This is a genomic window from Streptomyces sp. NPDC104202, assembly GCF_055584185.1.
Genome location: NZ_JBVJMN010000041.1, coordinates 1 through 22,699 on the forward strand (window position 1 = coordinate 1; position 22,699 = coordinate 22,699).

Annotated in this window: 35 protein-coding genes; 1 reads left to right on the forward strand and 34 read right to left on the reverse strand. The window is 69.9% G+C overall.

Translation table 11 applies throughout. The features are described from left to right. Window positions 1-142: 142 nt before the first annotated feature. From ACZ60W_RS24265 to ACZ60W_RS24415, 31 genes are all read right to left on the reverse strand, one after another. Window positions 143-1,024, reverse strand: a complete 882-nt coding sequence (locus tag ACZ60W_RS24265; RefSeq protein WP_469757458.1) for an LPD29 domain-containing protein — start codon at window positions 1,022-1,024, stop codon at window positions 143-145. Between the two features lie 91 nt (window positions 1,025-1,115). Then, window positions 1,116-1,505, reverse strand: a complete 390-nt coding sequence (locus ACZ60W_RS24270) for a hypothetical protein (protein WP_469757459.1) — start codon at window positions 1,503-1,505, stop codon at window positions 1,116-1,118. 43 nt (window positions 1,506-1,548) lie between these two features. Then, window positions 1,549-2,181: a hypothetical protein gene (locus tag ACZ60W_RS24275; RefSeq protein WP_469757460.1), complete on the reverse strand. Its 633-nt coding sequence runs from the start codon at window positions 2,179-2,181 to the stop codon at window positions 1,549-1,551. Between the two features lie 79 nt (window positions 2,182-2,260). Continuing rightward, window positions 2,261-2,692 (reverse strand): hypothetical protein, encoded by a 432-nt coding sequence (locus ACZ60W_RS24280; protein WP_469757461.1) that lies wholly within the window; start codon window positions 2,690-2,692, stop codon window positions 2,261-2,263. Window positions 2,693-2,822: 130 nt separating this feature from the next. Then, window positions 2,823-3,245: a hypothetical protein gene (locus ACZ60W_RS24285; protein WP_469757462.1), complete on the reverse strand. Its 423-nt coding sequence runs from the start codon at window positions 3,243-3,245 to the stop codon at window positions 2,823-2,825. A 162-nt stretch (window positions 3,246-3,407) separates the two neighbouring features. Further along, window positions 3,408-3,539, reverse strand: a complete 132-nt coding sequence (locus ACZ60W_RS24290) for a hypothetical protein (protein WP_469757463.1) — start codon at window positions 3,537-3,539, stop codon at window positions 3,408-3,410. A 29-nt stretch (window positions 3,540-3,568) separates the two neighbouring features. Then, window positions 3,569-3,730 carry a hypothetical protein gene (locus ACZ60W_RS24295; protein ID WP_469757464.1) on the reverse strand — a complete coding sequence of 54 codons (162 nt, stop codon included), beginning with the start codon at window positions 3,728-3,730 and terminating at the stop codon, window positions 3,569-3,571. 25 nt (window positions 3,731-3,755) lie between these two features. Beyond that, window positions 3,756-4,013, reverse strand: coding sequence for a hypothetical protein (locus tag ACZ60W_RS24300; RefSeq protein ID WP_469757465.1), 258 nt, complete (start codon window positions 4,011-4,013; stop codon window positions 3,756-3,758). Between the two features lie 102 nt (window positions 4,014-4,115). Continuing rightward, on the reverse strand, window positions 4,116-5,570 hold the full coding sequence (locus ACZ60W_RS24305; RefSeq protein WP_469757466.1) for a hypothetical protein: 1,455 nt from the start codon (window positions 5,568-5,570) through the stop codon (window positions 4,116-4,118). 680 nt (window positions 5,571-6,250) lie between these two features. Further along, on the reverse strand, window positions 6,251-7,261 hold the full coding sequence (locus ACZ60W_RS24310) for a hypothetical protein (protein ID WP_469757467.1): 1,011 nt from the start codon (window positions 7,259-7,261) through the stop codon (window positions 6,251-6,253). Window position 7,262: 1 nt separating this feature from the next. Next, entirely contained in the window at window positions 7,263-8,408 is a 1,146-nt protein-coding gene (locus ACZ60W_RS24315; protein WP_469757468.1) for a hypothetical protein, read from the reverse strand. A 141-nt stretch (window positions 8,409-8,549) separates the two neighbouring features. After that, on the reverse strand, window positions 8,550-9,107 hold the full coding sequence (locus tag ACZ60W_RS24320; protein WP_469757469.1) for a hypothetical protein: 558 nt from the start codon (window positions 9,105-9,107) through the stop codon (window positions 8,550-8,552). Window positions 9,108-9,209: 102 nt separating this feature from the next. Then, on the reverse strand, window positions 9,210-9,596 hold the full coding sequence (locus ACZ60W_RS24325; RefSeq protein WP_469757470.1) for a hypothetical protein: 387 nt from the start codon (window positions 9,594-9,596) through the stop codon (window positions 9,210-9,212). Between the two features lie 140 nt (window positions 9,597-9,736). Beyond that, window positions 9,737-10,195: a hypothetical protein gene (locus ACZ60W_RS24330; protein WP_469757471.1), complete on the reverse strand. Its 459-nt coding sequence runs from the start codon at window positions 10,193-10,195 to the stop codon at window positions 9,737-9,739. An 83-nt stretch (window positions 10,196-10,278) separates the two neighbouring features. Then, window positions 10,279-10,551, reverse strand: a complete 273-nt coding sequence (locus ACZ60W_RS24335; RefSeq protein WP_469757472.1) for a hypothetical protein — start codon at window positions 10,549-10,551, stop codon at window positions 10,279-10,281. A 133-nt stretch (window positions 10,552-10,684) separates the two neighbouring features. Then, window positions 10,685-11,110: a hypothetical protein gene (locus ACZ60W_RS24340; protein ID WP_469757473.1), complete on the reverse strand. Its 426-nt coding sequence runs from the start codon at window positions 11,108-11,110 to the stop codon at window positions 10,685-10,687. A 105-nt stretch (window positions 11,111-11,215) separates the two neighbouring features. Continuing rightward, window positions 11,216-11,575, reverse strand: a complete 360-nt coding sequence (locus ACZ60W_RS24345) for a hypothetical protein (RefSeq protein WP_469757474.1) — start codon at window positions 11,573-11,575, stop codon at window positions 11,216-11,218. 248 nt (window positions 11,576-11,823) lie between these two features. After that, window positions 11,824-12,189 (reverse strand): hypothetical protein, encoded by a 366-nt coding sequence (locus tag ACZ60W_RS24350; protein WP_469757475.1) that lies wholly within the window; start codon window positions 12,187-12,189, stop codon window positions 11,824-11,826. A gap of 129 nt (window positions 12,190-12,318) precedes the next feature. Then, window positions 12,319-13,047 (reverse strand): hypothetical protein, encoded by a 729-nt coding sequence (locus tag ACZ60W_RS24355; protein ID WP_469757476.1) that lies wholly within the window; start codon window positions 13,045-13,047, stop codon window positions 12,319-12,321. A 145-nt stretch (window positions 13,048-13,192) separates the two neighbouring features. Further along, a complete protein-coding gene (locus ACZ60W_RS24360) occupies window positions 13,193-13,456 on the reverse strand; it encodes a hypothetical protein (protein WP_469757477.1) in 264 nt (87 codons plus the stop codon). Continuing rightward, entirely contained in the window at window positions 13,453-13,830 is a 378-nt protein-coding gene (locus ACZ60W_RS24365; protein ID WP_469757478.1) for a hypothetical protein, read from the reverse strand. The genes ACZ60W_RS24360 and ACZ60W_RS24365 overlap by 4 nt, the downstream gene beginning before the upstream one ends. Before the next feature lie 62 nt (window positions 13,831-13,892). Beyond that, entirely contained in the window at window positions 13,893-14,318 is a 426-nt protein-coding gene (locus ACZ60W_RS24370) for a hypothetical protein (protein ID WP_469757479.1), read from the reverse strand. Window positions 14,319-14,397: 79 nt separating this feature from the next. Beyond that, on the reverse strand, window positions 14,398-14,631 hold the full coding sequence (locus ACZ60W_RS24375; RefSeq protein WP_469757480.1) for a hypothetical protein: 234 nt from the start codon (window positions 14,629-14,631) through the stop codon (window positions 14,398-14,400). 105 nt (window positions 14,632-14,736) lie between these two features. Continuing rightward, a complete protein-coding gene (locus ACZ60W_RS24380) occupies window positions 14,737-15,210 on the reverse strand; it encodes a hypothetical protein (RefSeq protein ID WP_469757481.1) in 474 nt (157 codons plus the stop codon). Continuing rightward, the gene (locus ACZ60W_RS24385; RefSeq protein WP_469757482.1) at window positions 15,207-15,536 is read right to left on the reverse strand and encodes a hypothetical protein; all 330 of its coding nucleotides are present in this window, start codon (window positions 15,534-15,536) and stop codon (window positions 15,207-15,209) included. The genes ACZ60W_RS24380 and ACZ60W_RS24385 overlap by 4 nt, the downstream gene beginning before the upstream one ends. 80 nt (window positions 15,537-15,616) lie before the next feature. Beyond that, window positions 15,617-15,958 carry a hypothetical protein gene (locus ACZ60W_RS24390; RefSeq protein WP_469757483.1) on the reverse strand — a complete coding sequence of 114 codons (342 nt, stop codon included), beginning with the start codon at window positions 15,956-15,958 and terminating at the stop codon, window positions 15,617-15,619. Between the two features lie 119 nt (window positions 15,959-16,077). Continuing rightward, a complete protein-coding gene (locus ACZ60W_RS24395) occupies window positions 16,078-17,361 on the reverse strand; it encodes a hypothetical protein (RefSeq protein ID WP_469757484.1) in 1,284 nt (427 codons plus the stop codon). 59 nt (window positions 17,362-17,420) lie between these two features. Then, window positions 17,421-17,696 carry a hypothetical protein gene (locus ACZ60W_RS24400; RefSeq protein WP_469757485.1) on the reverse strand — a complete coding sequence of 92 codons (276 nt, stop codon included), beginning with the start codon at window positions 17,694-17,696 and terminating at the stop codon, window positions 17,421-17,423. A 212-nt stretch (window positions 17,697-17,908) separates the two neighbouring features. Then, a complete protein-coding gene (locus ACZ60W_RS24405; RefSeq protein ID WP_469757486.1) occupies window positions 17,909-18,508 on the reverse strand; it encodes a hypothetical protein in 600 nt (199 codons plus the stop codon). 421 nt (window positions 18,509-18,929) lie between these two features. Beyond that, on the reverse strand, window positions 18,930-19,829 hold the full coding sequence (locus ACZ60W_RS24410) for a phosphotransferase (protein WP_469757487.1): 900 nt from the start codon (window positions 19,827-19,829) through the stop codon (window positions 18,930-18,932). Beyond that, window positions 19,810-20,715 carry an aldo/keto reductase gene (locus tag ACZ60W_RS24415; protein WP_469757488.1) on the reverse strand — a complete coding sequence of 302 codons (906 nt, stop codon included), beginning with the start codon at window positions 20,713-20,715 and terminating at the stop codon, window positions 19,810-19,812. Before ACZ60W_RS24415 ends, ACZ60W_RS24410 begins: the two co-directional genes overlap by 20 nt. 84 nt (window positions 20,716-20,799) lie before the next feature. Between ACZ60W_RS24415 and ACZ60W_RS24420 the strand changes: the two genes are divergently transcribed. Further along, complete coding sequence (locus ACZ60W_RS24420; RefSeq protein WP_469757489.1) at window positions 20,800-21,096, forward strand: hypothetical protein; 297 nt, start codon at window positions 20,800-20,802, stop codon at window positions 21,094-21,096. Here the strand turns inward: ACZ60W_RS24420 and ACZ60W_RS24425 are convergent. The 3 genes from ACZ60W_RS24425 to ACZ60W_RS24435 all read right to left on the reverse strand — a co-directional run bounded on the left by ACZ60W_RS24425 (window position 21,059) and on the right by ACZ60W_RS24435 (window position 22,682). Next, complete coding sequence (locus ACZ60W_RS24425) at window positions 21,059-21,628, reverse strand: hypothetical protein (RefSeq protein WP_469757490.1); 570 nt, start codon at window positions 21,626-21,628, stop codon at window positions 21,059-21,061. The genes ACZ60W_RS24420 and ACZ60W_RS24425 overlap by 38 nt on opposite strands. Before the next feature lie 414 nt (window positions 21,629-22,042). Next, a complete protein-coding gene (locus tag ACZ60W_RS24430) occupies window positions 22,043-22,222 on the reverse strand; it encodes a hypothetical protein (RefSeq protein ID WP_469757491.1) in 180 nt (59 codons plus the stop codon). A 139-nt stretch (window positions 22,223-22,361) separates the two neighbouring features. Then, window positions 22,362-22,682 carry a hypothetical protein gene (locus ACZ60W_RS24435; RefSeq protein ID WP_469757492.1) on the reverse strand — a complete coding sequence of 107 codons (321 nt, stop codon included), beginning with the start codon at window positions 22,680-22,682 and terminating at the stop codon, window positions 22,362-22,364. Between the last annotated feature and the right edge of the window lie 17 nt (window positions 22,683-22,699).

Sequence of the window (22,699 nt, forward strand, 5' to 3'; positions counted from 1 at the left end):
TGTGGGGCGTCTATCTTTTGTTTTTCTTTTCTCCTCCTTCCTCGTGGCTCGGCCCCTCCCCCCCCCCCCCCCCCCCCCCCCCCCCCCCGCTCCGCATCGTGTCAGCCCGCGAGGGTCCCCGGGGCCGGATTGTCACGCTCGGTCAGTTCGGTCCCTTCGGTCCCTCATGGATCTTCGCGACGGCCCGCACGACCGGGTTCGCGCCGGACACGATCCGGTCGATGGACAGCTTCACCAGGTCGCTGGCGGCGTCCGCCTTCGACGGCATCGCGTGCGTGTGGTGGACGGCGGTCACCAGGCCGGACAGCTCGGCGATCAAAGCACCGGCCAGGAGGTTCCCGACCTGCTGCTGCGTGGCCAGGGCCTCGGCCTTGGTCGGCTCGTCGGACGGCCGGGCGGGCGGCTCCCACATCGCGTACGGCATCGCCTCGATGTGCTCGGCCATCATCCGCAGGAGGCCGGCGGCCGTCTCCTTGCGCTGCACGCCGGGGGACGCCTTGGCCTCGCCGGGCAGCAGGCGCAGCGGCGGCCGCGGTTCGTTCTTCTCGTGCACGGGCTCGGGCTCCTTCTCGGTGGGGGTGTTCATGGCGATGCCCTGGCCACTGACGGGCAGGATGATGTGGTCGGCGAGCCAGACCTGCTGCATCCAGCTGGACGCCTCGGGGACGGTGAAGCCCTCGTGCTCCCACTCGGCGTGCAGGCCGCCGCCCGAGCCCGGGTAGATCTTCTTCCCCGGCCCCGGCGCGTTCGCCTCGGTCCAGATCTTGTTGACCTCTTCGCGGATCGGCGTGCTCAGGTCTCGCTCGCAGCTGATGCCGCCGTACCGCAGCGCCCGGTCGCCATACGGCTTGGCGAAGGTGTCGACCTCGTCGCGGGTGGGGCCGTCGACCCACCTGATGGTGACGCCGCCGTAGTCGGTGCCCGCGTTGACGCTCGTCACCCGGAAGATGACGTTCTGGTACCGGTTGCGCAGCGCGCGGCGTAGCTGACTGGCCCGTTCCTTGGGCTTCTGGTTGTCGTCCATGGTCCTCTCGCTGGGTTGACCGGGGGGGTGTCCTTGTACCTTCATTCTAGTCCACAGACACCCCCCGAGCTAGTTTGGCAGGGTGGATTGGTCAGCCGGTGCAGCGCCCGCAGACACGCTTGAGGAGCCGCCCGTGCACGGCCATGTCGTGCTGCACGTCCCCCCGTTCACCGCACAGCATGCAGGGCACGCCCGGCCACCTGCGCAGCAGCCTCCTCGGGATGACCGGCTCCTCCAGCTTCATCAGCATGGGGATCTCCTCCGGCTCCACGAAGGTGACGAGCACCCACCCGATCACCTTCGCGTACGGCTCGTAGCTCGCGAACTGCAGCGTCAGCCCGTTCGCCCCGGGGACCTCGAACACGTCGCCCTTCATCAGCTCGTCGACCCGCACCATGTCCGGCAGCCCGACGGTGAGCAGCGTCTCGCCCGTCTTCTCGACGGGCACCTCCCGCTGCGTCTCGGTCGTCGTCTCGCTCAACTCCTGTCCCTTCCTTCCCTGTTCGAAGACAAGTTGTCTTCCGTCACTTCTCGATCTTCCCGAGGACCTGGTCGATGGTGTCGGGGTGCACGAGGACGGACTGCCGGCCGCCCGCGCCCCGCGCCCGGTGCCCGCCCTGGCGGGTCAGCTCGTACTGCTCGCCGACGTACACCTCCTGCTCGGCGACCACGTCGTCGTACAGGTCGCGGCCGCGCTTGAGCTCCACCACCCGCCCGTTCGTCACGTCGAACCCCGCCTTGTACAGGTAGCCCGCGGTGACCATCCACTGCAGCAGGATCGTCGTCTCGCCGTCGGTGATGTCGTAGTGGTGGAGCAGGTGGTCACGCGCCGAGAACCACGGGTAGGCGTAGCCGAGGTAGCTGCCGCCGAGGCAGCGGGCGGCGACGTCCGGCGTCGGCAGGCCGGCCGGGGTCGGCTCGCCGGGGACGTCGGCCAGGTCAACGACCATCCCGAGGGCCTTGATCCCGTACTCGCGGGTGATCGAGGTGGCGCGCTCGGCGCCGCCGTCGGTGTTCCACGGGGTGCCCAGGTACGGGAAGCTGTCCGTGCGGTACGCGTCGCGCAGCTGCCGGGCCGCGCTGACCATCGAGTCGACCGACTGCGGGTCGTACTCGAACTTCGTCTCCGCGATGCGCTGCAGGGTGGCGTCGTTCAAGGGGTGTCCTTCCGTCGGGGCCCGTTCGGGCCTCCTACCGCCTCAAGACCCGCCACGTGGGCGGGCCTCGGGGCGGCTGCTACTCGGCCGTCTGCGGGACGCTCTCGAACGCCTCGCGGGCGAGGATCATGGACTTGCGGACGCGGCGCTGCGCCTCGCGCTCCTGGAAGGCGTTGGCGTTCTTGTGCTGGCTCGTCGACGACGTCTCGCCGTACTCCAGGAAGTCTTCTTCGATCCGCTGGATCCGCGAGGAGAGCGCGCCGAGCCACACGTCGCGCTCGGTCATCTCGGGCGTCTTCTTGCGGCGCTGGTCGACCACGATCGCGACCTTCTCCCACTGGCCGTGGAGCTCCTGGAGGAACGCGATGCGCTCCTGCATCTCGGGCTCCAGGCGCCGGCGCTCGACCATCGCCTTGACGATGGCCTCAGCGGCGGCCTCGAACTCGGTGCGGGCCTGCGTGGCCTGGCGCTGGACGAGGCTGATCGCGATCTCGGCGGTCATGGTGCTCATCTCGGTCTCCCTGGTGGGTTGTTGGCGTGTTGTTCTACTTTAAGTCTAACTTTGAACGGCCTTGAAAGCTAGTTTGAAGGGGTGAATGGGCTGTGGAGCAGGTCACACAGACCCGCTCCACAGCCCCAGGTCACGCGCCCATCAGCTCCCGCATCGCCCGCAGGCGCTCGCTCGGGGCGGCGATGCCGACGCCCATCAGCGGCTCGTACGCCTCGCGCGCGAGCGGCAGGTGGAAGACCTGCGTCCCGGTCTCCCACGTCGCCATCCGTACGATGCCGTCCGCGACGGCCGCGAGCACGCGCGCCGCGCCGATGACGGCCTCGCCGTCCGAACCGTCACGCTCGCCCCACGACTTCATGCCGCTCTCGAAGCCGATCAGGTCGCACGGGACTCCCTGCCCGTCGACATAGACGATGACCTCGCGCATCCCGCTCGCACGGTCGATGTACAGGTCGGCCCGCGTCCACGGCCGGGGGCCGGCGACGTCGCCCAGCAGTTCCATCAGCTCCGCGTACGCCTCGATCGGCTCGCGCCGCATCTTCGCTCGCTTCACTGTCCCTCCAAGGGTCGGTGGTGGCTTGTCCTTGCCATTTCAGTCTAGCAGTCATAACCCTTACCGTCTAATTTGAACGGGTGAATCTCTCGAGAACGCTCACGCCCAACGACGAGGGGCCGGGAGACAAGTTGTCTCCCGGCCCCTCACCAACTGCCGCGCCTACGCGTGGACCGCGTCCCAGTGCCGCTCGATGGCCCGCTCCCACGCGGCCACGGTCCGGTCGTACCCGGCCCGCAGCCCCTCGGGCTGCCGTGCCTGCTCGGCCCGGACGCCGGCGAGCCGGTCCCGCATCTGCGCGCACTCCTCGCACCTGCCCGCACTCACCCGGCCGCCCGCTTCGGCAGGACCACCGTGGCCCGCTCGCCGTGCGACAGCCCCATATGCAGAGCCAGCACGTTCTTCCAGGAGTCGACGGACTCCTCGTCCTGCCCCTCGGCCTCGATCTGCTCGGATAAGGCTCCGCAGGTCTCGCACTCGCTCATCGCACCCTCCCCGTGCCCGCGCCCGCTATCCGGCGGCGGGGAACGGCCGCTCGAAGTCGACGTCCGCCGCACGGCCGGAGCCGAGGACGAGGCCGTCGGTGAACGTCTCGACCTCGCCGCCGCGCAGCTCGATCTCCTTGCCGCCGACCTCGATGACGAACTTCGGGCCGTTGATCCCGTCGGACGGCTCCGAGCGCACGAACGTCAGGATGCCCGCCTGGTCGAGCGCGTGCAGCCGGTCGAGCCGGGCCCTCGTCGCGATCTTCCCTTTGGCCTTGGCCACGATTCTCCTCCTCTTTCACACCCGCTTTCCAGCCTAGTTCAAACGGGTACGGCGGGGGAGACCCGGGGCGTGTGTCCCGGGTCTCCCCCCTTCATCCGCAGGTCAGGACCGGCGGTGCGTGACGACCCTGCGCCGCTTGCCCGCGTCCGTCATCGCCGGGAGGCACGCCCGGATCGACGCCATCGCCGACGCCATGTGGTCGTTGCCGTTCGACGCCTCCCCGGGGTCGACGGACTCCATCTCACGCCGGGTCAGCTCGAAGGCAGGCGCGCCCGGGTTGGACTTCTCCCACCACACCGACCTCGGACGGTCCCACGGCGCGTACTCCGGGCCCGGGTCGCTCTCCCCGGTCCAGGACTGGGCCGCCGCGTCGATCTGGGCGCCCACAGGCGGCGTCGCGGGCCGGGCGGGGTCGTCTACCGGCAGGCCGCCGGGAACGTCCGGCACAGCGGCACTCAGGCGCTTCTCGACCACGGCCCACACGTTGCGGGCGCTGTCCAGGCCGGCGGCGAGAAGGGTGTGCAGCCGGTCACCGGACCAGCCGGACTCGATCAGGGCCCACACCTTCGGCGCGAACCAGAACGGGTACTCCAGCTCGCCGAGGAGCCTCAGGCCCGCGTCCACGACGTCCTGGTCCTGCAGCCGCGCGAGCGCGAGGCAGCCGCGGTTGGACACCCACAGCGGACCGGCGTTCGCCGGGCGCTCCCGCTCGGGCAGCGCCGCCAGGCGCTCCAGAGCTTCCATCGAGCCCACGACTGACGCCGGTTGCCGCTTCTTCTTCGCCGGTTCGACCGCAACCGGTTCAACCGGTCCCGCCTCGCCCGCCCGCGCGTCGTAGCCGACGGCGCGGGCAGGCGGGACTACCCCCGGCGTGGCCGCTTCGCGTCCACGCGGGGAACAGGCACCGGTTGCGCGTCGATCTTCAACGTCCCCACTTGTCCGGACATCCTGATCGTTTCCGCAGGTCACAACGGACGTCGATCCTCGACGGCCGTCTCCCTGGCCAGGCAGGCGCCCGTCGATCTCCGACGTCCCGGACTGCCCCGCCTCGTCCTGCTCTGCCCGCTGCGTCCCGGTGTTGACGATCGACGTCCCGGGATGTCCCATCGTGACCGGCTGGTCGGTCTCGTCCGAAATTCCCTCGCGGACACGGCGTGCCGCGTCCATGAGGACGTCCAGCGCCGGTAGCGTTCCTGCCATGTCGGTCACGGCGTAGAGGTGCTGCCAACCTCCTGCGACCGGAGCCGAGTGGTGCAGGAGGTAGCCGCTACCCGCCAGAGAGCGGCGCAGCTTCCTGAACCGGTAGTCGGTCAGCCCAAGACCATCACGGATCGCGTGCGAGCTCGTGGTGCCAGAAGGCATCCGCAGCAGCTCCGCGAATCCAGCCCGCACATCGAGCGGCAGCGCTCGTGCACTGATCGCCGCACTGTCGGGGTTCGCGGTCCGGGCAATCACCAGGAGCACCGTGCCGGGCATCTCGCCGGCCGGGGGGCACCCCACGCCCATCGCACCCTCGGGGGTCCGGCCGTCGTTCCTCAGGCCGTCCGCTTTGCTCATCTTCCGTTCTCTTTCTCCCGGCAGCGGGAGCGGAGGACGCGAATGTCGACAAAGTCACTTACGGGGCAATACGGACATCGCAGCCCGCACTGTCGGAGCAATCCGCTACGCTGTGCGCAGCGCTCAATGGCAAGGGATACGGCCTGCCAGCCACACACCTAACACCACCGAGCAGCCCATAAGTGAAGATTGTCGACAAAGCTCCATCCTCGGCTGCCAAGCCGGTTGTTGTGCGAGGGCCCCGGTGCCAACCGGAACCCTCGCGGGTTGGAAGCCGCTCGCGTCTCTCAGGCGCTCGCGGCATTGCTGTCCGGCTCGCTCCATGAGCTCGCCGGTTTCTCTCAACTCCACAGGTCAAAGCGCGGTGCGACAGGGCAAATTGCCCAAATGCTCCTGCCGCGCCAGCGGTCGTCAGACTGCACGTGGATCGCACGTCTCAGCGGTCCGCAAATCGCGAAGCTCCCAGGGCGCTGCCAACGCCATAACGGGAGCTTCTCGCTTTTCCCCAGGCATGATCCACAGCTTGTGCATGAATTCACGCCGTCATGATCCTAGCGTCAAGTAGCACCTGTGCCGGGCATCTTTCGACCGAACTCACGTACCAGTAACGGCAGTATGATCGTCGTTCCCGGGGACCGGCCCACCCACCCCAACGGCAGACGGCCGGCCCCGGTGACGCACTACTTCACCCGCCGCACATACACGCGACCTGCCTGTTCCTTCTGAGGCGGGACCTCGCCCCGATTGGCGTAGTCCTCTCGGACGGCATTCTGATCGAGGCCGTAACTCGATTTCGCCCGGGAGAACCGCCACTTTCCGTAACGCCCTGGCTTTCGATTACCGCCGGTCGCGACCTGCAGCCAGAACGCTTTCCATTTCTTGTGCCGGGATTCCTCATCCCTATGGGCTACGTACTGCTCCAGAGCGTGTTCAACTTCCCGGACCCGCCGGGCTATCCGGGCCTGCGCGCCGGGCTCGCCCGTCCGCGCGTCCCGGCCCCAGCACCGCCGCAGCCACGGGCAGTCGTCGCACGCGTACGACAGCCCCGGCCCCATCTCGTCCCGAGGGGCGTGGTCCGGCTGCTCGGCGAGCCGCTGGATCTCCCACACCCGCTGCAGGACCTCCGCGCGGAAGCCGGCGTCGAACTCCTCGACGATCCGCCCCGACGCCCCGGTGGCCCGGTCGACGTACAGCCACACCACCCAACGGGCGCCGTGCGCAAGCGCGTACCCGCCGACCTGCATCCGGTCCTCGAACGTCTCGCCCCGGCCGAGAACCCGGTCGAGCTTGTGCTCCCCGACCGTCTTCAAGTCCACGATGACGTCGCGCCACAGCAGGTCCAACGTCCCCGGGATGCCCGACGTCGAGCCGTCCGCCAGGAGCACCGGCACCTCATGGCGGCCGCCGCCGGGCAGCACCCGGGCCAGCGCCGGGAGCAGCACCTTGTGGATCGCGGTGCCGTGGTTCGCCGCCCGGTTCTCGCCCTGGACCAAGTCCGGGTCCGACGGCCGGACACCGGCCGCCCGGTACGCCGACTGCTTGCGGCAGCCGCCGAGCCCGGACATCGACAGCCCGAACAGGTCCGTGCGGGCCGCCTGCGCCTCGGCGGTGATCAGCCGGTAGGCGTCGATCACCCCTTGGTCGATGGCGGCCCCGACCGCGTCCACGTCGTCGTACGTCTCGGCGCTCACGTCAGCCTCCCAGGATGCAGCCGGGCCGGTGCTGGCCCGTGCTGGTGAACGCCTCCAGGCTGCAGCCGCACGGCATGGTGCCGCCCGCCGACACGAGCGGCACCGGCTCCGGCGCAGGCCGCGGTTCGGCCGCCTTCGCCACGATCCGGCGCCCCGTCATCAGCGCGGCCTCCTCCGGCCCCCACATGCCCTCGCCGCCGGTCGGTTCTCCGGCCTCGGGGGCGGCGGCCGCCGCCGGGGCGCCCGGCTGCTTCTCCTCCTGGCCGTGCTTCTCCTCGGACTTCACCACGGCTTCGCCCTTCACGATCCGCGGTGCGTCCTCGACCGCCTTGCGGACCGCGTCGCCGGCGTGCTGCTTGCCCTCCTCCGGCAAGCCCTTCGCGGCCTCGTTGGTGAGCATCTTCATGAGGACCTGCCGGACCGTCTCGCCCTCACCGGCCCACGCGTCCAGGAGCACGAGGTTCGACTCCCACACGTGGCGGATGCCCTCGACGCCGTGGCCCTTCTGCACGGCGAGGCCGGCCTCTTCGAGGACACGCAGCACCTCGGGCCCGATCTCGTTGCCGGTGGTCCAGCCCGAGTCGTCGGCCTCGCCGGACGTCTCGTCCAGGGACATGCCGAGGACCATGTTCGGCGTCCACATCGACGCCATCATCGTCGTCCAGCGGGCCCGCAGCATCGGCTTCGGCTGCTTCTCCCACTCGGCGTTCCGCTCGATCAGGCCGAGGCGCTGGGCGTCCATGATCGTGTACTCGCCGCTGATCTGCTTGCCGTCCCACGGCCGCTTGATCCAGCCGGTGCACTCGGTGTCGGTGGCGTCGAACTCGTAGTCGACGCCCTCCCGCAGCCAGATGCCCCGGATCAGGATGGCCTTCTTCCCGACCTGGCCCTTGAACGTGTAGAGCTCGTGCAGGGCCGTCCACAGCGGGATGTCCAGGGCGCGGGCCGCGAGCATGGTCGCCACCACACCGTCGGGGTTGTGGAAATACTCCCCGGGGATGGCGCCGCCCCGGGAGCGGCCGAGGATGGCCGCGAGCTGGACCATCTCCGTCAGAGCCGTCGGGCCGTCGTACCGGCCGAGCTGCCGGGCCCGGAACTGCCTCTTCTCGTCGCGCGAGGAGGCCATGGCGAGATCGCCTTGTGTCATGCGCTGTACGCTCCTGTAAGCCTCGAACTCCCCGTGAGGGGGGTTCTGGGTGCAAGGGGTCCTGTGGCGTCGGTTACCAGGCCGTTGTGCGCCGCAGGGCCCCGCTTGTGGTTCGCCGGGAGACAAGTTGTCTCCCGGACGTCATGCGGACCGGGTGGCCGCCTCCTGCTGGGCGAACCGGTCCATGCGGAGGGAGTCCCAGCCGTGGACGACGCCACGGCGGCTCTGCGTCGTGGGGACCTCCTTGCCGTCGACGGTCTTCGTCGGCGCCTTGCCGATGACGACGTCGGGCTGAGGGAACTTCCCGGCCACCCGCCGGTCGTGGAAGTACGCGTTGGAGATCGCGAGCTTCTGCATGATCTGCCGCCCGCCCAGGTACCGCTTCGGCACCGACGTCCACTTGGCCATGAACTCGGTCTCCTTGGCCTGCTGCTCTGGGGTCAGCGCCCCGGGCTTGTGGCCGACGACGGGGCGGCCGTTCTCGTCGAGACGTCCGGTCTCCTGGAAGAACTTCACCGCCCGGTCCCGGTCCCATCCGGCGGACACCTTGCCAGCGGAGTCCTCGTCCCCGACGATGACGTCAGGGCTGAGCAGCCGCCCGGCGTTCTCCATCTGCCGGACGGACTTGGAGTCGGCCAGGCCGGCGAGCTCGGCGAGCTGCGTGCGGTCGAGGTAGTACCTCGTGATCGTCGGTGGCATCGGGGGTCTCTCCTCGGTACAGGTCACGGTCCTTACCTCCCATTCTAGCCCGTATCGGGCCAACAAGCTAATTTGAGCGGGTGATTCCCGCCGTGGTGTTGATCACTCACCCCACTCGGCCACCAGGCAGGGGCCGCAGTAGTCCTCGCCGAGCTGGACGTGGTTGCCGCACCCGGTGGCCGCGAGCCCGTCGCACTCCTTGGGTCGCGGGGCCTGGCACGGCGTCCAGCCCTCCTCGCGCTCGTCCTCGACGCGCTCCTCGTCGTCCGCCCAGTGGGCGAAGTCCATGAACTCGGTCTGCAGGTAGCCGCCACCGATGCCGGCGACCGTCACCTGCAGCCGGATCGGACGGGGCAGCTCGACGAGCCCGTACCCGCAGTTCTCGCAGACGGCGTCCGCGTCCTCGGCGTGCACGGGGGTCGCGAGGATGTCCCAGGACTGCCGCGCGATCTCCTCGGGCGTCAGCTTCTTCTCGGTGGTGACGGTCATCTCTCGCTCCTCGCGGGGTGGTTGGCGGGTAACTTTCTGTATCCAGTCTAGCGTTCAACACTCCTCGTGACTAGTTTGAAAGGGTGAATGAACTGTGAGGCGGGCCACACAACGGGCCCGCCTCACAGTCGCTCACCGGATCAGCCGGCCTTCGGGACGAACACCACCGAGGCGAACTCGGCCACCTGCCCCTCCCGCTCCGTCCGACCGGTCAGCGTGATCACCCCCGCGTCGTTGTACCCGGCGCCGTCGTACGGCCCGTACCGGAAGCAGTCCCGGATCTCCGCCCGCACCTGCGCGCCCGGCACCATCCGCACCGCCCGGCCCGTCTCGACCGCCGAGCCCTCCGGCCACTGCGTGACCGTCACCTCGTACTCCACCGCCTCGTCGACCTTGAAGCCGTACCGCTCGACCAGCACCCAGGCCCGCGCCTCATCCCAGTCCGCGGTGGCGTGCAGCGGCTCGAAGAACTCCCGCTCCATCTCCATCCGGGACGCACCCGCGTACCCGTCCGACCGCCGCCTCCACACGTAGTACAACCTCTGGTCGCCGGCCGGGACGCTGCCCGCCACCTGCCCGTTGTCGATGACCGTGCTCACCCTCAACTCCTCTCGGCGGAAGACAGTTTGTCTTCCCACGCCCTCAAGGCCCGGACCCTCACGGGCCGGGCCGGGGCTTTCGCTCAGACGGCGGGCAGCGCAGGCACCGCCGTGTACGTCCAGATGACCGTCAGCCCGTTGTGACCCTCGAAGGCCAGGAAGACCGTCAGCCCCATCTGTGCGGGCTCCATGAACCCGGGCCGCCCCGAGACCCGCGCGAGGCGGTCCCGGATGTCCTGGCCGGTCACGATCGACTCACTGCAGACCACCGTGTCCTGCGGCGTCATCACCGTCACCGTGGCGGCGAACAGCTGGTCGGCGTCGATCTCCAGGACGGGCATGGCGTACGTGCTCAACTCGTGCTCCTCGGCTGGTGGGTGGTGGCTTGTCCTTGTACATCCAGTCTATTCCACATACCCGCTGTGGACTAGTTTGAACGGGTGAATTAGCCGTGGAGCGGATCACACAGACCCGCTCCACGGCCGGGCCTCACTCGGCGGGCGCCGCGTCGATCGCGATGATGTCCGTCCACGGCCCCGCGTGGACGTCGCCCGGACCCTCGATCGTCTCCATCCGGTACGTCTCCGCCTCGCCGTCCACCTCGGCCACCGTGCCGTAGTGCGACTCCTGGCACTCCTCGCACCAGGCCGTCACCCGCTCGCCGACCAGCGGCCGCAGCAGCCGCGCCACGAACGTGATCGTCTCCGGCCCGGCCACCACCCGGATGATGCCGCGGTTGACCTGCTCGACCTCCACGCCCGGCTGGCCGGCCGCGATGCCCTTGAGCTCGGCGAGCACGTGCCGCCCGTGGATCTCCTTCTCGCGGTAGTCCTCCGAGCCCCGTCCGCCCGTGCGCTCGTACTCCATCTTGTAGTCCATCTCGCGGTCGATCATCAGGCTCATCAGGGCGTCCATCGCAGGCTCCTCGCTCGAAGGGGGGTGGTCGAACTTTCTGTATTCAGTCTAGCTTTCAGCCCTACCCCTAGCTAGTTTAACGGGGTGAATGGGCTATGTTGCGCATCACATGGACGACAGCGCCCTCTTGATCATCGGCGCCATCGCCGCCGGCGCCTCCTGCAGCATCCGCGCGAACTGCGCGCTCGCCTGCGCCGCCCAGGGGTCACGCGACAGGCCGACCAGCTCGCGCATGTCACCGCGCACGCGCCTCACCAGGGACGCACGCTCGCGCGGCATCCAGCCCTCCGGGATCTCGCGCGTCGCGCCGGCCACCAGCTCGTACGCCGCGCACTCGCCCAGCTCATCCGTCAGCGCGTCCGCCAGCTCGTACAGCGCCTCCTCCACGCGGCCCGAGTTCTTCACGAGGAAGACGCCCAGCTTCTTGCCGTCGCGCGCGGTGTCGATGTTCAGGCCGATCGTCATCTTCTTGCTCCTTGTGGAGGGGGGTGGTTGAACTTTCTGTATTCAGTCTAGCTTTCAGGCGCACCCCTAGCTAGTTTAACGGGGTGAATAGCCGTGATGTACACCACACGGTGAATGGGCCCGTGGGGCCGCCTGTGACGGCCCGTGAGCCCGCGCGGGGGGTAGGGGAGTCGGACGCGCCGAACGCCCCGGAGGCGGCCGCGTGGCCGCCGGGGCCCGGCCGGTAGCCGGCCGGGCCCGGGGGCCGCCTACTCGGCCGCCTTCGCGAACCGGTCCGCCGCCTTCTCGACCGCCTTCCGGGAGCAGCCGACCTCGGCCGCCGTGAAGATGCCGTCCCCCATCGAGATCGCCAGGCCGTCGAGGTAGCACGCGATGTAGTGCAGCACCTCCGGCCATGCCTGGATCCACGCCGAGCTGCCGCCCTTCCACACCTGCATCTTGGCGCCCTCCAGGGCGACCCGGGCCGCCTTGTCGGCCTCCGCCGGGGACACCATCGCGTCCCGCTCCATCAGGTGGTCGAACAGCCTCCCCGACATGTACGTCTTCGGCATCTCCGCGCCCTCGGCGGGGGCGGCGAGCTCGTCGGTGGCGGGGGTGGCGGTCTCGGCGGTCATCGCAGGCTCCTCGGTGGTGGGTGGCTGAACTTTCTACATTCAGTCTAACTTTCAACCCACCCCCTAGCTAGTTTGAGAGGGTGAATAGACCGTGGGGCGGGTCACACGACCCGCCCCACGGCCACCGGCTCACGCCTGGGCCGTCGCGAAGCGGATCGCCGCCTTCTCGATCACCTTCGCGTTGCCACCGGCGGCGGCCGCGGTGACCACGCCCGTCGAGACCAGCTCGGCCAGCTCGTACAGGTGACGGGCGACCTCCACCAGGACCGCCTTCGGCCCGGACACCCACACCGACCGGCCGCCCGTCCAGACCTGCTCCTCGCCGCCCTGGACCGCCGCGCGGGCCGCCACCTGCAGCTCGCCGTCCCCGGTCGGCAGCCCGTTCTTCACGAAGTAGTCGTGCACCTTGCCGGCCATGTACGCCTTCACCGTCTCCTGCGCCTCGGCCTCGGCGGCCGCCACGGTCACCTTCTCGTCGGCGTCGGCCGCAGCGGCTTCCTCGGCGGTCGCCGGGCCCTCGACGACGACCACGGGGGCCTCGTCCCGCACGCGCGAGCCGTAGTTGCGCACCGACGGGTACGGCCGGGTCGGGTCGCTCGGGAACATGCCGTACGAGATGCTCACGCGGAAGGAGAAGCCCTCGGCCGCGCTGGCCTCCTCGATGGCGTCCGCGTGCTCGACGACGACCGCCTCGGCCTCCCGGCTGAGGAGCAGCACGTACGTGCCGATCCGCTCCTTGTTCTTGCCCTTGCCCCTGTACTCGCCCTCGACCTTGAAGTCCTTGCCGGAGCCCTGCTTGAGGCCGAGCGCCTTGAGCGCGCGGGCGATGGCGATGGTGGGGGTCTTGGCGCTGGCCATGTCGAACTCCTCGGTTCAGGGTGGGTGGTTGGTGCGTGATCTTGTGCTTTCAGTCTAGCCAACATCGCGCTACCCATCTAGTTTGAACGGGTGAATTGACCGTGGAGCGGATCACACAGATCCGCTCCCAGTCGACCCACCCGCTCTACCACTCGGGCTCGTGCGCGGGCGCGGCCGCCACCGGCCGCCGGTCACCGCCCAGGCAGTAGCAGAGCACCACCTCGGTCGTCTCCGCCAGGTTCGCCGCCTCCCGCCGCACCCGCTCCAGCTCCTCCGTCCACGGCTGCAGCGTCACCTTCCAGCCGCCGTCCGGCTGCGCGGCGCCGAGGTCCGCGCACTCCTGCTCCGCGTGGAACTCCCACCAGTCCTTCCGGTCACCGAAGACCTGGCCGTACAACGTCCGCTTCATGCCGCCGCCCTCTTCCCTGCCCGGCCCGTGATGGGCTGGATCTTGAACTCCCTCAGCACGTGGTCCATCGACCCGTTGTCCGGGAACCACCGCCAGTCGTCGTCCTTCTGGGTTCCCGGGTTCGCCGTCCAGACCACCATCCATCCGGGTCCACTCGTCCGGGAGTCCGAGCACAGCCGCATCGCCTCCTCCCGGGTCACCTTCCACAGCACCCGCTTCCACCGGGGCCCGCCCCGCTGGCTGACGAGGTAGCAGTACACCGGCTCGTCCAGCCACGCCCGGTTCACCTGGCGCCAGATCCGCTCCTCTTCCTCCTCAGTGAGGACGAGGGCCGGCCCCGACCAGTCGACGGGTATCTCGCCTACAACCTGCACGCGCACTCCTCTCCGGCCAGGGGCCGGAAGACAAGTTGTCTTCCGGCCCCCGGCCTGCTCCGTCAGATCAGGTTCGAGCTCGGCTGGTACGTGCGGTGCTCGGCCAGGGCCCGGCACAGGAGCGTGTCCCGCAGGAGCGCGGTCACCATCATCGACTTGGCCTCTTCCGCCGAGTCGTGGCACCACAGGTCGAGGAACACCGACGCCATCAGGTCCGCGGTGCCCTCGTCCAGGTGCGGGTACCAGTCGTGCTGGCACAGGTACGCCCCCGCCCTGGCCATCAGCTCCGGCGTGTGGACCCGCTGGTCGGACGCGACCGCGCACTCGGTCTCGGGCCGGCGCATGATCACACCGTCCGTGGTGACGACCGTGACCCGGTCCTCCGAGCGCCAGATCTCCTCGACGGTGTACTTCCTGATGACGCGCGCCAGCTTGCGTTCGCCCTCGTGCATGACGACGACCATGCTGCCGATCGGTTTGACGTTCACGTGCTCGCTCCCTCTGTTCTGCGGTGGGGTGGCTGTCCTTGTGGGGCCGGCGGGCCCCCGGTGGGGCCCGCCGGGTCGATCAGATGTCCTGCAGCGTCATCCGCACGTACCGGACGCCGCCGTCCTCGGTCTCCAGGGCGAACACGCGCTGGATGCCGGCCGCGACGTCCTCGCAGAGCGGGGCCTCGGGGAACTCGGTGCGGTCGGGCTCGGCGAACTGGCCGCCCGGGAAGTGCCCGCCCTCCATCGCGGTGTCCAGGGCGCGCATCACCAGGTGATCGGCGATGACGAACGCGGGGATCTTCTCGGTCATCTCGGGCTCTCTCCTTGGGGGTTGCCGTGTCGTGTTGACTCTTTAACTCTAACTTTCAACACCCTTGAAAGCTAGTTTGAACGGGTGAATGGATCGTGGAGCGGATCACACAACCCGGCGCATCTCGATCAGCCCGCCCACGACCTTCTTCACGTCCGCGCCTCGCATCTCCAGCTTCGACGCCGACCCGTCCTCTTCCACCTGCAGCCAGTCGGCGAACTCCGACCGGTGCGACGCCTCCGCCATGTGCTCGCCCTCCGGCGCGTTCTGCCACTGCGACACCCCGCCCGGCCACGACTCCTGGAACCAGAGCCGGTCGGCCGCCACCTGCAAGAACCGCCCCCACAGCGGGCCCGGCAGGTCGGCCGCCTCGATGTTCACCCGCGTCCCGTCGTCGCACATCCACAGATACCAGCTCCCCAGCGCCCGGCTCTTGAAGCTGAGGCCGCCGAACTCCCCGAGCCGCAGCTCGGGCATCGCCGCCATCAGCCACTCCCGCCCGGCCTGCTGCGCCGCCACCCGGTGCGCCGTGTGCGCCTCGAACGCCGCCACAATCGCCTTGCGCCTCTTCGCCTTCATCCCTGCTGCTCCTTCACGATCATCCGCTCGTTGCTGTCCTTCTCGGCCTTCCGCGACGCCGCCACGGCCGCCACCAGGTCGGCCGCCAGCTCCTCCGCCTGGCCGTGCGCCACCTTCGCGACGTGCGGCCGGCCATCCGCCCCGACGAACGTCACCTCCACGAAGAAGGCGAACTCGCCCGGCTGCTCGGTCACGATCCGCGGGTGCTGCTGGGCGAACAGGGTCCGCCCGCCCGTCAGGTCCCGCAGCCACGCACCCGACCGGCGCACCGCGCCGTGCTCGGGCAGGAACATGGGCCAGGCCCTCTTCCTCCGGTTGATCCTCAACGCCTGCTCCTTCCTCGTTCGTTGGGGCGTCTCAACGCCCGAAGGCCCGCCCCCTTCCGGGACGGGCTCGGGCCCTGCTCCTACAGGCCGGCCTTCTTCGCCAGCCGCGCGTTCGCCTCCGCGAGGACCTTCGCCATCGCCTCGTCCTTGAGCCCGATGGGCGTCCAGGCGTCCTGGCCGACCAGCTCGACCACCTCCGCCTGGGAGATGACCGCCGAGTCCTGGCCCGGGATCCACAGGTCGTCGATCAGCCCGGTCGGCCGGTCCTCGCCGTCGACGATCTCGACGGCCGAGGGAGACCCGACGAACCCGATCTCGAACCGGCCGTTCGGGTTGACCAGCAACGTCGTCGCCGGGTTGAAGTCGTCCAGGAGGGCCTTCACCCAGAACGGGGTGACGCCGCCGTTGCCTTCGGCTCGCACGAATCGCTCCATGTCGCTGCGCTCTCTTCACTTGAGGGGTGGTGCTTGTTGACATCTTCACTCTAGCCAACAAGCCCACCCCTAGCTAGTTTGAACGGGTGAATGAACTGTGGGGCGGATCACACGGCCGCGACCTCGAACAACCCCTGCTGCGCCTCCGCGTTGTCCACGAACGCCGCCACCGCCCGCGCGAACGCCGCCTTCGGCAGGTAGTCACACACCACCGTCCGCCCGTCCCGCGCCGCCCACATCGCCCCGTCCCGCACCACCCGGAACCGCCGGCCCCGGTACGACACCGTCTTGTTGTCCCGCGCCAGCTCCACCCCGCCCCCGATCGGCGCCGGAGCGGCCGCCGCCGCCTTCTTCTTCTCCGCGAGCTCCACTGCCCGCTTCTTGTCCCGCGAGTCCCGCAGGAACGCCATCCACCGCGTCTGCAGATCGACGTGGCTGCGCTGCTCCTGCTTCGCCACCGCCGCCTGCCACGTCCACTCCTCCAGACGCTCCTTCCACGCCAGGTGCGACCCCGGCACCACCTGGTACGCCAGGTGCTCCAGACGCCACGGCAGCAGGTACCCCTTCAAGTGCCCCATGCACAGCGTCTCCGAGAACCGCGACTCCCACCCGGCCACCGACACCCGGGCCTTCTTCTGCTTGTGCTTGCCCCACGCCGACCCCGGCTCGCACAGCGCGCAGTCCGTGTCCTCGGGCATCGTCCCCAGAAGACGAATTGTCTTCCGGCTCAGCATCGCCGCGAACGCGTGACCGCGCTGCAGCCAGTTCGAGTAGTCCCACCCCGAGTTGCAGTGCAGCTGCCCCCACGGCGCCTCGTCCGGCTCGTTGCGCTCCGCGCCCGCCGGGTACTCCAGGCCCTTCATCTGCCGGTCCGGGTTCCAGCGCCGCCACCGACGGCCGAACGCACTCAGCTCCCAGTACCCGGGCTCCAGCTCCCGCACCTCGATCTCCGGCGAGAACGGCACCGGCCCGATCGTCGCCGGGTGCCGCTGCCACGCCTCCGCCGCCTTCCTGCGGCGCAGCGCTTCCTTCCGCGCCAGGACCTTCGCCTTCGCCTTCGTCGCCACGCTCTCGCCGTCGTTGACGTGGTCGGCGCCCCGGCTCACTTCGCGCACGAAGAAGTGGCTGCGCGGCAGCCGGTACGGCGCCCAGTACCCGTCCGTCGCCTTCTCGCCGCCCGCGACGATCCGCGTCGAGTCGAAGCCCTGCACGTCGTACAGGAAGCCCTCGACCTCGTACAGCTCGCCGCGCACCGTCCACGCGGCCGCCTTGTCCGCCTCCGTCCACTCGTTGGGCCCGGCCTGCGTCCAGCACACCTTCCCGAACGTGTTCCACCGCTCCTCGCCGACGTCCTCGGCCGTGAGGGTCCGCGGTTCGCTGCGCTCGCTCATCGTGCTCCTTCTGGTGAGTAAGGGGAGGGCCCCGGCCTGGTGGCCGGGGCCCGGGTGGGTCAGAACTGGAGGTACTCGGGGATCGGCTCGCCGGCCGGTTCGATGTGGAGGAACACGGTGGAGGTCCTGCCCTGCCACCGCTCGCCGCCCAGGGTGATCTTCATGAGGGGGCCGCAGTCCCCGCCCTCGTGCCGGAAGACCTCCTCGATCCCGAGGACCTTGATGCCGAGGCCGCCGTCCTTGGGGAGGCCCCCCAGGAGGAGTTCCGTGAGAACGGAGGAGGGGTTGAGGTAGTTGGTGGGGGTGACGAACTGGAGGTCGATGTCGTTGTTCATGGTTTCAGTCTAACTTTCAGACACCCTGAGAACTAGTTTGGAAGGGTGAATGGACCGTGGAGCGCGTCACACAAACGGCGGACGCGCCCGGCCCGCCACCGGTGATCCACTGGACTGGAGGGGTTCTCACCAGGGAGAACCGGCGGAGCAGGCACAACCAGCCCGGGGGCGCACACCCGGCAGGCCGGCCAGCATCCGCCGCTCCGGGGGTGTCAGCCTCCCGCACTCGGCTCCGGGGCGGGAGGCAGACCCATCTCCATCCGCAGCCGCGCACCCTCGATCTTCCGGAACTCCGCCTTGTCGGACGCGTCCACGCTCCGCAGCGCCATCAGGTACCCGAAGAAGCTGTTCAGCCGGTCGTCACCCTCGGCGCCCAGCACGTCCCGCAGGGCCTCCGCCGTCAGCTCGTCGTGCTCACACCCCGCACCGACGTGCATCCAGTTCTTCGCCATCTCCTGCGCCCCGGCGATCGACACGCTGCCCGTCATCGAGCCGCGCTTGAGCATCACCACGCCGACCTTCCGCGCCGACGAGGCCGCGGGGATGCACCCGATCGTCGTCTCCTTGCCGAGCATCCCGCCCATCACCGGCTGCCTGCCCTTGAACGCCGAGTACAGCATCTGCTCAAGCATCTGCGTCACCATGTGCCCGTCCAGGCCGACCCGCATCAGCTCTTGGATCACGCCGGCGTACGCCGCGCACGTCTGCAGGTCCCCGGCGGTCGTCATCACGTCGTCGCCCGGCGCGTACCACTCCAGGCCGCCCCACGTCAGAAGACAAGTTGTCTTCTCGTCGTCATCGCCCTGCCGCATCCGCGTCGACACGATCCACAGATCCGGATTCCCCTCCGCGACCTCCGTGTCATCAGCCCAAGTCCCAGACTCCGACTTCGGCTTGTGCGGCTTTCCTCGCTTCTCACGTCCCATACCCACGGAGCGTAGCCGCCCCGGACAGCAGAGCGGGCCCGGTCCTGCACGCCCCCGTGCGCTCGGGGGAACGTGCGGACCAGGCCCGCTGCAGCACACGTGCGGTCGGCGGCGGCCTGCCAACCCGGACCGTCCCGCTCGCGTGCCCTCACAAGGTGGACAGGGCATCGACCGATCGTAGGGGGGCGCGCGCTGGCCTGCACGCGCCCCTCAGCCGGCATCGGCCGAACCCTGCCCACCAAGCCGGAGAGGCAGACCGCCAGCGCCGCGCCAACTCATCGCCGCGCGACGACGTCCACCCGAACGGCTAGCCCATGGGTAACCCGCGCCGCTCGGCCGCCCGCTCCCCGCGCAGCCGATGCCGGCTGGCCTCCGCGATCTCCGCCGCCGCGTGCTGCGCCAGCTGCCGCAGATACGGCCCGAGCTCGACGAAGTCACCCTGCTCGACGGACTGCAGCAGCAGCGCGCACGCGACGAGGATCGCCGCCTGCCCGGCCTCGTGGTCCAGGAACGCCGACAGCTCCCGCCGCACGGTGGCCGCGGTGGCCGGCGCCGTCTGCGCGTACGCGTAGAACAGGGCGGCATCCCACCCGTACGGCGCCATGCCCCAGCTCTCCCAGTCCAGGACCGTCCCGCCCGTAGTCACGTTCGCCGGGTGGAAATCGCCGTGCGCGCACGCCCAGTGCGTCACGTGCGGCGCCGGATACCCGGTCACCTCCGGCACGATCCGATCGATCCACGACTTCGGCACCGAGACCCGGTCGGTGTGCTCCTGGCTGATGTAGTACAGGTTCGTCCGCGCCTGCACCCACCACTGCGACGGCAGGTACAGATCCTCGGTGAGCTGCGGCGTCGTCGACAGCACCGGCTCGTCGACGAACGTCGTCAGCTCCGCCCGGTACGCCCACGGCTCGCGCCGGATGTCGTGGATCGCGACCACGCCCGGCCTGCGCACGTTCCGGAAGCGGCGCACGGTCAGCTCCGTGCCGAACCAGTGCCGCGTCGTCCCGGCCCGCTCCGGCGTCTCCTCGATGACGCGCAGCCAGCACGCACCGCGCTCGGGGTGCTCGACCCGCATCGACAGCGTCCGCCCATGCCAGCCCCACCGGCGGGCGCCGGACGGCACCACACCGAGCGCGAGCCCGACCTCCTTGTGCACGTCCACCAGGCGGTCGCGCTTCGATGCGTCAGCGGGGGGCGAGTACATGGAGCGCCTTCCTGATCGAGTCCACGTCGATGGGCGGCAGGTCGAGGTACGCCCGCGCCTCCTGCCAGCGCACCCCGTTCGCGGTGGCCAGCAGCACCCTGGTGATGCCCGGCGTCGAGGCGACCGCCCGCAGGCACGCCTCGGTCACGTTCCCGCCCGGCACGAGCAGGTCCGCGACCTCCGGCCGCATCGTGCGCAGCAGCTCGGCCGGGTACAGCGGCTTCGAGGCGTGCACCTCCCACCCCAGCGCCATCGCCTCGGCGACCGGCCCACGCCCCTCCAGGGCCTCGCTCATCGTGCCGCCGGCCTCCACGCTGACCGGGATCTGCAGTGCCCGAAGGTGGTGCGCCGGGCCTCCGGCCTTCGTTGCGAGCTCGTCGAGGAGCCGCACCGTGAACCGGTTGTCGGTGAAGCCCAGGCGCGTCACGACGCCGTACGCGGCGATCCGCCCGGCCCGTACCTGCTGCTCCAGCACCTTGAACGCGTCGAGCAGCCGCTCCTCCAGGCCCTCGCGGCCGCTGCGGTCCGGCTCGTGCAGGAACAGCATGTCGATCCGTTCGCGGCGCAGGCCCCGGCAGGCCCGCTCGACCTGCCAGCGCAGGAACCGCGGGTTCATCGCGTGCCCGAACGCGGCCTCCTGCTGGTCGATCACCCCGCACGTCAGCGCGGCGCGGCAGGCCCGCTCGGAGAAGAACCCGGCCTTCGTCGCCACCTGCAGGTGCCCGTGGGCGTGCAGCACCGGGGCGATCAGCTGGTGCGCGCGGCCTGCGCAGTGCGCCGGGGCGGTGTCGACCCATGGGTCGGCGGTCTGCGCGGCCCGGTAGGCGGCGGCCGTCACGCGCTGGTTCGAGACGCGGTGCGTGCTCAGCGCCAGGACGCCCGTCACCGCCTGGTCCTCTCGTTGATCCCCATCGGCTGATCTCCCTCAACTCCGGCGTACTCACCGTGATTTCGCCGCTACGCTCACCGCATGAGCGACGGCCCCTTTATCTCCGACTACGACCCGAACCGCCCGGTCTGCGGTATCTGCCCGTCCAAGCGCCTCCCGCGCGACCAGTTCGTCATCTACGACCGGCCTACGCGGGAGGCGCCTTTCAACCAGGAGGACGGCAACCGCTACACGGCGGACGGGACTCCGGCCTGCGTGCACCCGGACAAGATCCGCGAGGAACCTGACCGGATCGCGCCGCCGCCGGAGCCCCTGCAGCTTGAGCCGGAGCCGGCCGCGCCTAGAAGGAGATGGTGGTGGCCATCCCGCGCCTCGTGACGCCGATCGACTCGTACTTGGCGTCGAGGATCTTGCGGCGCCGCTCGGTCTCGTCACCGTCGAACCAGTACCGCTCGTTCACCGGGCCGAACGCGGCCCGGTAGACCTGGTGCGTGAAGTCGCCGTGCCGCCACGGCAGGTTGTTGGTGTTCTCCTGCACGGTCGAGTGGATGAACAGCCGGCCGGTGCGCTTCTGGACCCGCGACAGGGCCGTGAACTGCGCGCACAGCGCGTGCGTGACGACGTCGACGGGCACGGGCACCGGGATCTCGGCCAGGGCCTCGCTGCCGGTCTTCTCGTGCACGGCCGACTTGATCGCCATGACCTTGAGCGCGTCGCCCAGGAGCGGCTTCGCGTCGCGGTCCACGTTGTACTCGGGGATGAGCGGGCCGCCGTAGAAGTCCGTCCAGTCGTCGGAGTACATGCCGCAGCCCTTGAGGACGGCAATCATCTCCGGGTCGGCCATCCACGCGCCGTGGATGTCCAGGACGGTCCCGACGAGGGTCTCGGGCGCGGGCAGAGCTACGTTCATGAGCAAGCTGCCTTCCAGTGGTGGTTTTCCTCTGTGCCCCCCGGCCGGGCGCGGCTGCCGTGCCGCGCAGAGTAGGGGGACCACATCGATCGGATTCGAGTGGAAGCGCGGCTGCTTGACCGCGCCCGGCCGGGAAGTTTGGGGCCCGCCCCCGGGCCGCGCCTCCGTGGAGGGCGGTGGGGTTGCCCCGGCACGGCCGGGGGGCGGGGTGGGGGGAGCTCCCGATACGGCCGCCAGAACCGTGACGAGCGGCGGCCGTACCGGGGCGGGGCCGCGCTCAACGCCCGCGTAGTGCGGGTCTGCGGGCGGTCGCGGCGATCGGAGGGGAAGACAGATTGTCTTCCCGCCCCCGGCCCGGTGCTCCGTCTCGGGCATCGGGCCCAGCACGAGGCCGGGGGCGCGTCATGGGGCCGGCTACGTGACCGGCTCGTCCGGGATGGTCTCGACCGCGTCACGGACGAGCCGCAGCCTAGTGGCCGAGAACGGGTCGTCCACGCCGGAGCCGGCGAAGGCGTCGAAGTCGGACTGCGCCGGAGCACGCTCCGCGATGTCCTTCCAGGTCTTCATCGGTTCGCGGCGGGGCAGGGCGGTCATCGGGGTGTCCTCACGAGTCCGGGGCGGAGTAGAGCAGAAGGGATACGACGGCTATCGCGGTCGAGGCGACGAGGAGGACCTGAGCTGCGATCTGCCGCCATCCGATCCGGCGGTCGGCCAGCCAGGCCGCAGGGCGCCTTCAAGGCGCGGCCTCGGGGATGAGCAGGACGGTGAAGCACTGCCGCTGGCTCACGTACTGCAGTTCGGCGACGTACTCGGTGTCGTCCGCGCTGATGTGGTTCCGGTCGTGGACGATGACGCCGTCCGCGAAGCCCTCGTGGCACAGCTTCCGCACCCGCAGCCACGAGATCGACTGCTGCGGCGCTTGCGGGCCAGCGTCGTCGTAGAGCTCCTGGCCGACCTGCCATCCGCGCCGCGTCGCCTCGGCGCGCAGCCGGACGAACAGCGGCTCGGGGTCCTGCCCCGGCAGGACCCGCACGTACAGGGCCGTTCGGCGCACCGGCCGGATGCGAGACA

What these genes read in the sequence shown, in the direction of transcription:
- ACZ60W_RS24355 (WP_469757476.1), bottom strand. Translation starts at nt 13,047, where the DNA reads ATGGCCAGCGCCAAGACCCCCACCATCGCCATCGCCCGCGCGCTCAAG.
- ACZ60W_RS24375 (WP_469757480.1), bottom strand. Translation starts at nt 14,631, where the DNA reads ATGACCGAGAAGATCCCCGCGTTCGTCATCGCCGATCACCTGGTGATG.
- ACZ60W_RS24295 (WP_469757464.1), bottom strand. Translation starts at nt 3,730, where the DNA reads ATGAGCGAGTGCGAGACCTGCGGAGCCTTATCCGAGCAGATCGAGGCC.
- ACZ60W_RS24425 (WP_469757490.1), bottom strand. Translation starts at nt 21,628, where the DNA reads ATGAACGTAGCTCTGCCCGCGCCCGAGACCCTCGTCGGGACCGTCCTG.
- ACZ60W_RS24420 (WP_469757489.1), top strand. Translation starts at nt 20,800, where the DNA reads ATGAGCGACGGCCCCTTTATCTCCGACTACGACCCGAACCGCCCGGTC.
- ACZ60W_RS24305 (WP_469757466.1), bottom strand. Translation starts at nt 5,570, where the DNA reads ATGAGCAAAGCGGACGGCCTGAGGAACGACGGCCGGACCCCCGAGGGT.
- ACZ60W_RS24345 (WP_469757474.1), bottom strand. Translation starts at nt 11,575, where the DNA reads ATGACGATCGGCCTGAACATCGACACCGCGCGCGACGGCAAGAAGCTG.
- ACZ60W_RS24325 (WP_469757470.1), bottom strand. Translation starts at nt 9,596, where the DNA reads ATGACCGTCACCACCGAGAAGAAGCTGACGCCCGAGGAGATCGCGCGG.
- ACZ60W_RS24340 (WP_469757473.1), bottom strand. Translation starts at nt 11,110, where the DNA reads ATGGACGCCCTGATGAGCCTGATGATCGACCGCGAGATGGACTACAAG.
- ACZ60W_RS24380 (WP_469757481.1), bottom strand. Translation starts at nt 15,210, where the DNA reads ATGAAGGCGAAGAGGCGCAAGGCGATTGTGGCGGCGTTCGAGGCGCAC.
- ACZ60W_RS24430 (WP_469757491.1), bottom strand. Translation starts at nt 22,222, where the DNA reads ATGACCGCCCTGCCCCGCCGCGAACCGATGAAGACCTGGAAGGACATC.
- ACZ60W_RS24265 (WP_469757458.1), bottom strand. Translation starts at nt 1,024, where the DNA reads ATGGACGACAACCAGAAGCCCAAGGAACGGGCCAGTCAGCTACGCCGC.
- ACZ60W_RS24360 (WP_469757477.1), bottom strand. Translation starts at nt 13,456, where the DNA reads ATGAAGCGGACGTTGTACGGCCAGGTCTTCGGTGACCGGAAGGACTGG.
- ACZ60W_RS24405 (WP_469757486.1), bottom strand. Translation starts at nt 18,508, where the DNA reads ATGCGGCAGGGCGATGACGACGAGAAGACAACTTGTCTTCTGACGTGG.
- ACZ60W_RS24315 (WP_469757468.1), bottom strand. Translation starts at nt 8,408, where the DNA reads ATGACACAAGGCGATCTCGCCATGGCCTCCTCGCGCGACGAGAAGAGG.
- ACZ60W_RS24350 (WP_469757475.1), bottom strand. Translation starts at nt 12,189, where the DNA reads ATGACCGCCGAGACCGCCACCCCCGCCACCGACGAGCTCGCCGCCCCC.
- ACZ60W_RS24395 (WP_469757484.1), bottom strand. Translation starts at nt 17,361, where the DNA reads ATGAGCGAGCGCAGCGAACCGCGGACCCTCACGGCCGAGGACGTCGGC.
- ACZ60W_RS24320 (WP_469757469.1), bottom strand. Translation starts at nt 9,107, where the DNA reads ATGCCACCGACGATCACGAGGTACTACCTCGACCGCACGCAGCTCGCC.
- ACZ60W_RS24400 (WP_469757485.1), bottom strand. Translation starts at nt 17,696, where the DNA reads ATGAACAACGACATCGACCTCCAGTTCGTCACCCCCACCAACTACCTC.
- ACZ60W_RS24280 (WP_469757461.1), bottom strand. Translation starts at nt 2,692, where the DNA reads ATGAGCACCATGACCGCCGAGATCGCGATCAGCCTCGTCCAGCGCCAG.
- ACZ60W_RS24410 (WP_469757487.1), bottom strand. Translation starts at nt 19,829, where the DNA reads ATGTACTCGCCCCCCGCTGACGCATCGAAGCGCGACCGCCTGGTGGAC.
- ACZ60W_RS24290 (WP_469757463.1), bottom strand. Translation starts at nt 3,539, where the DNA reads ATGCGGGACCGGCTCGCCGGCGTCCGGGCCGAGCAGGCACGGCAGCCC.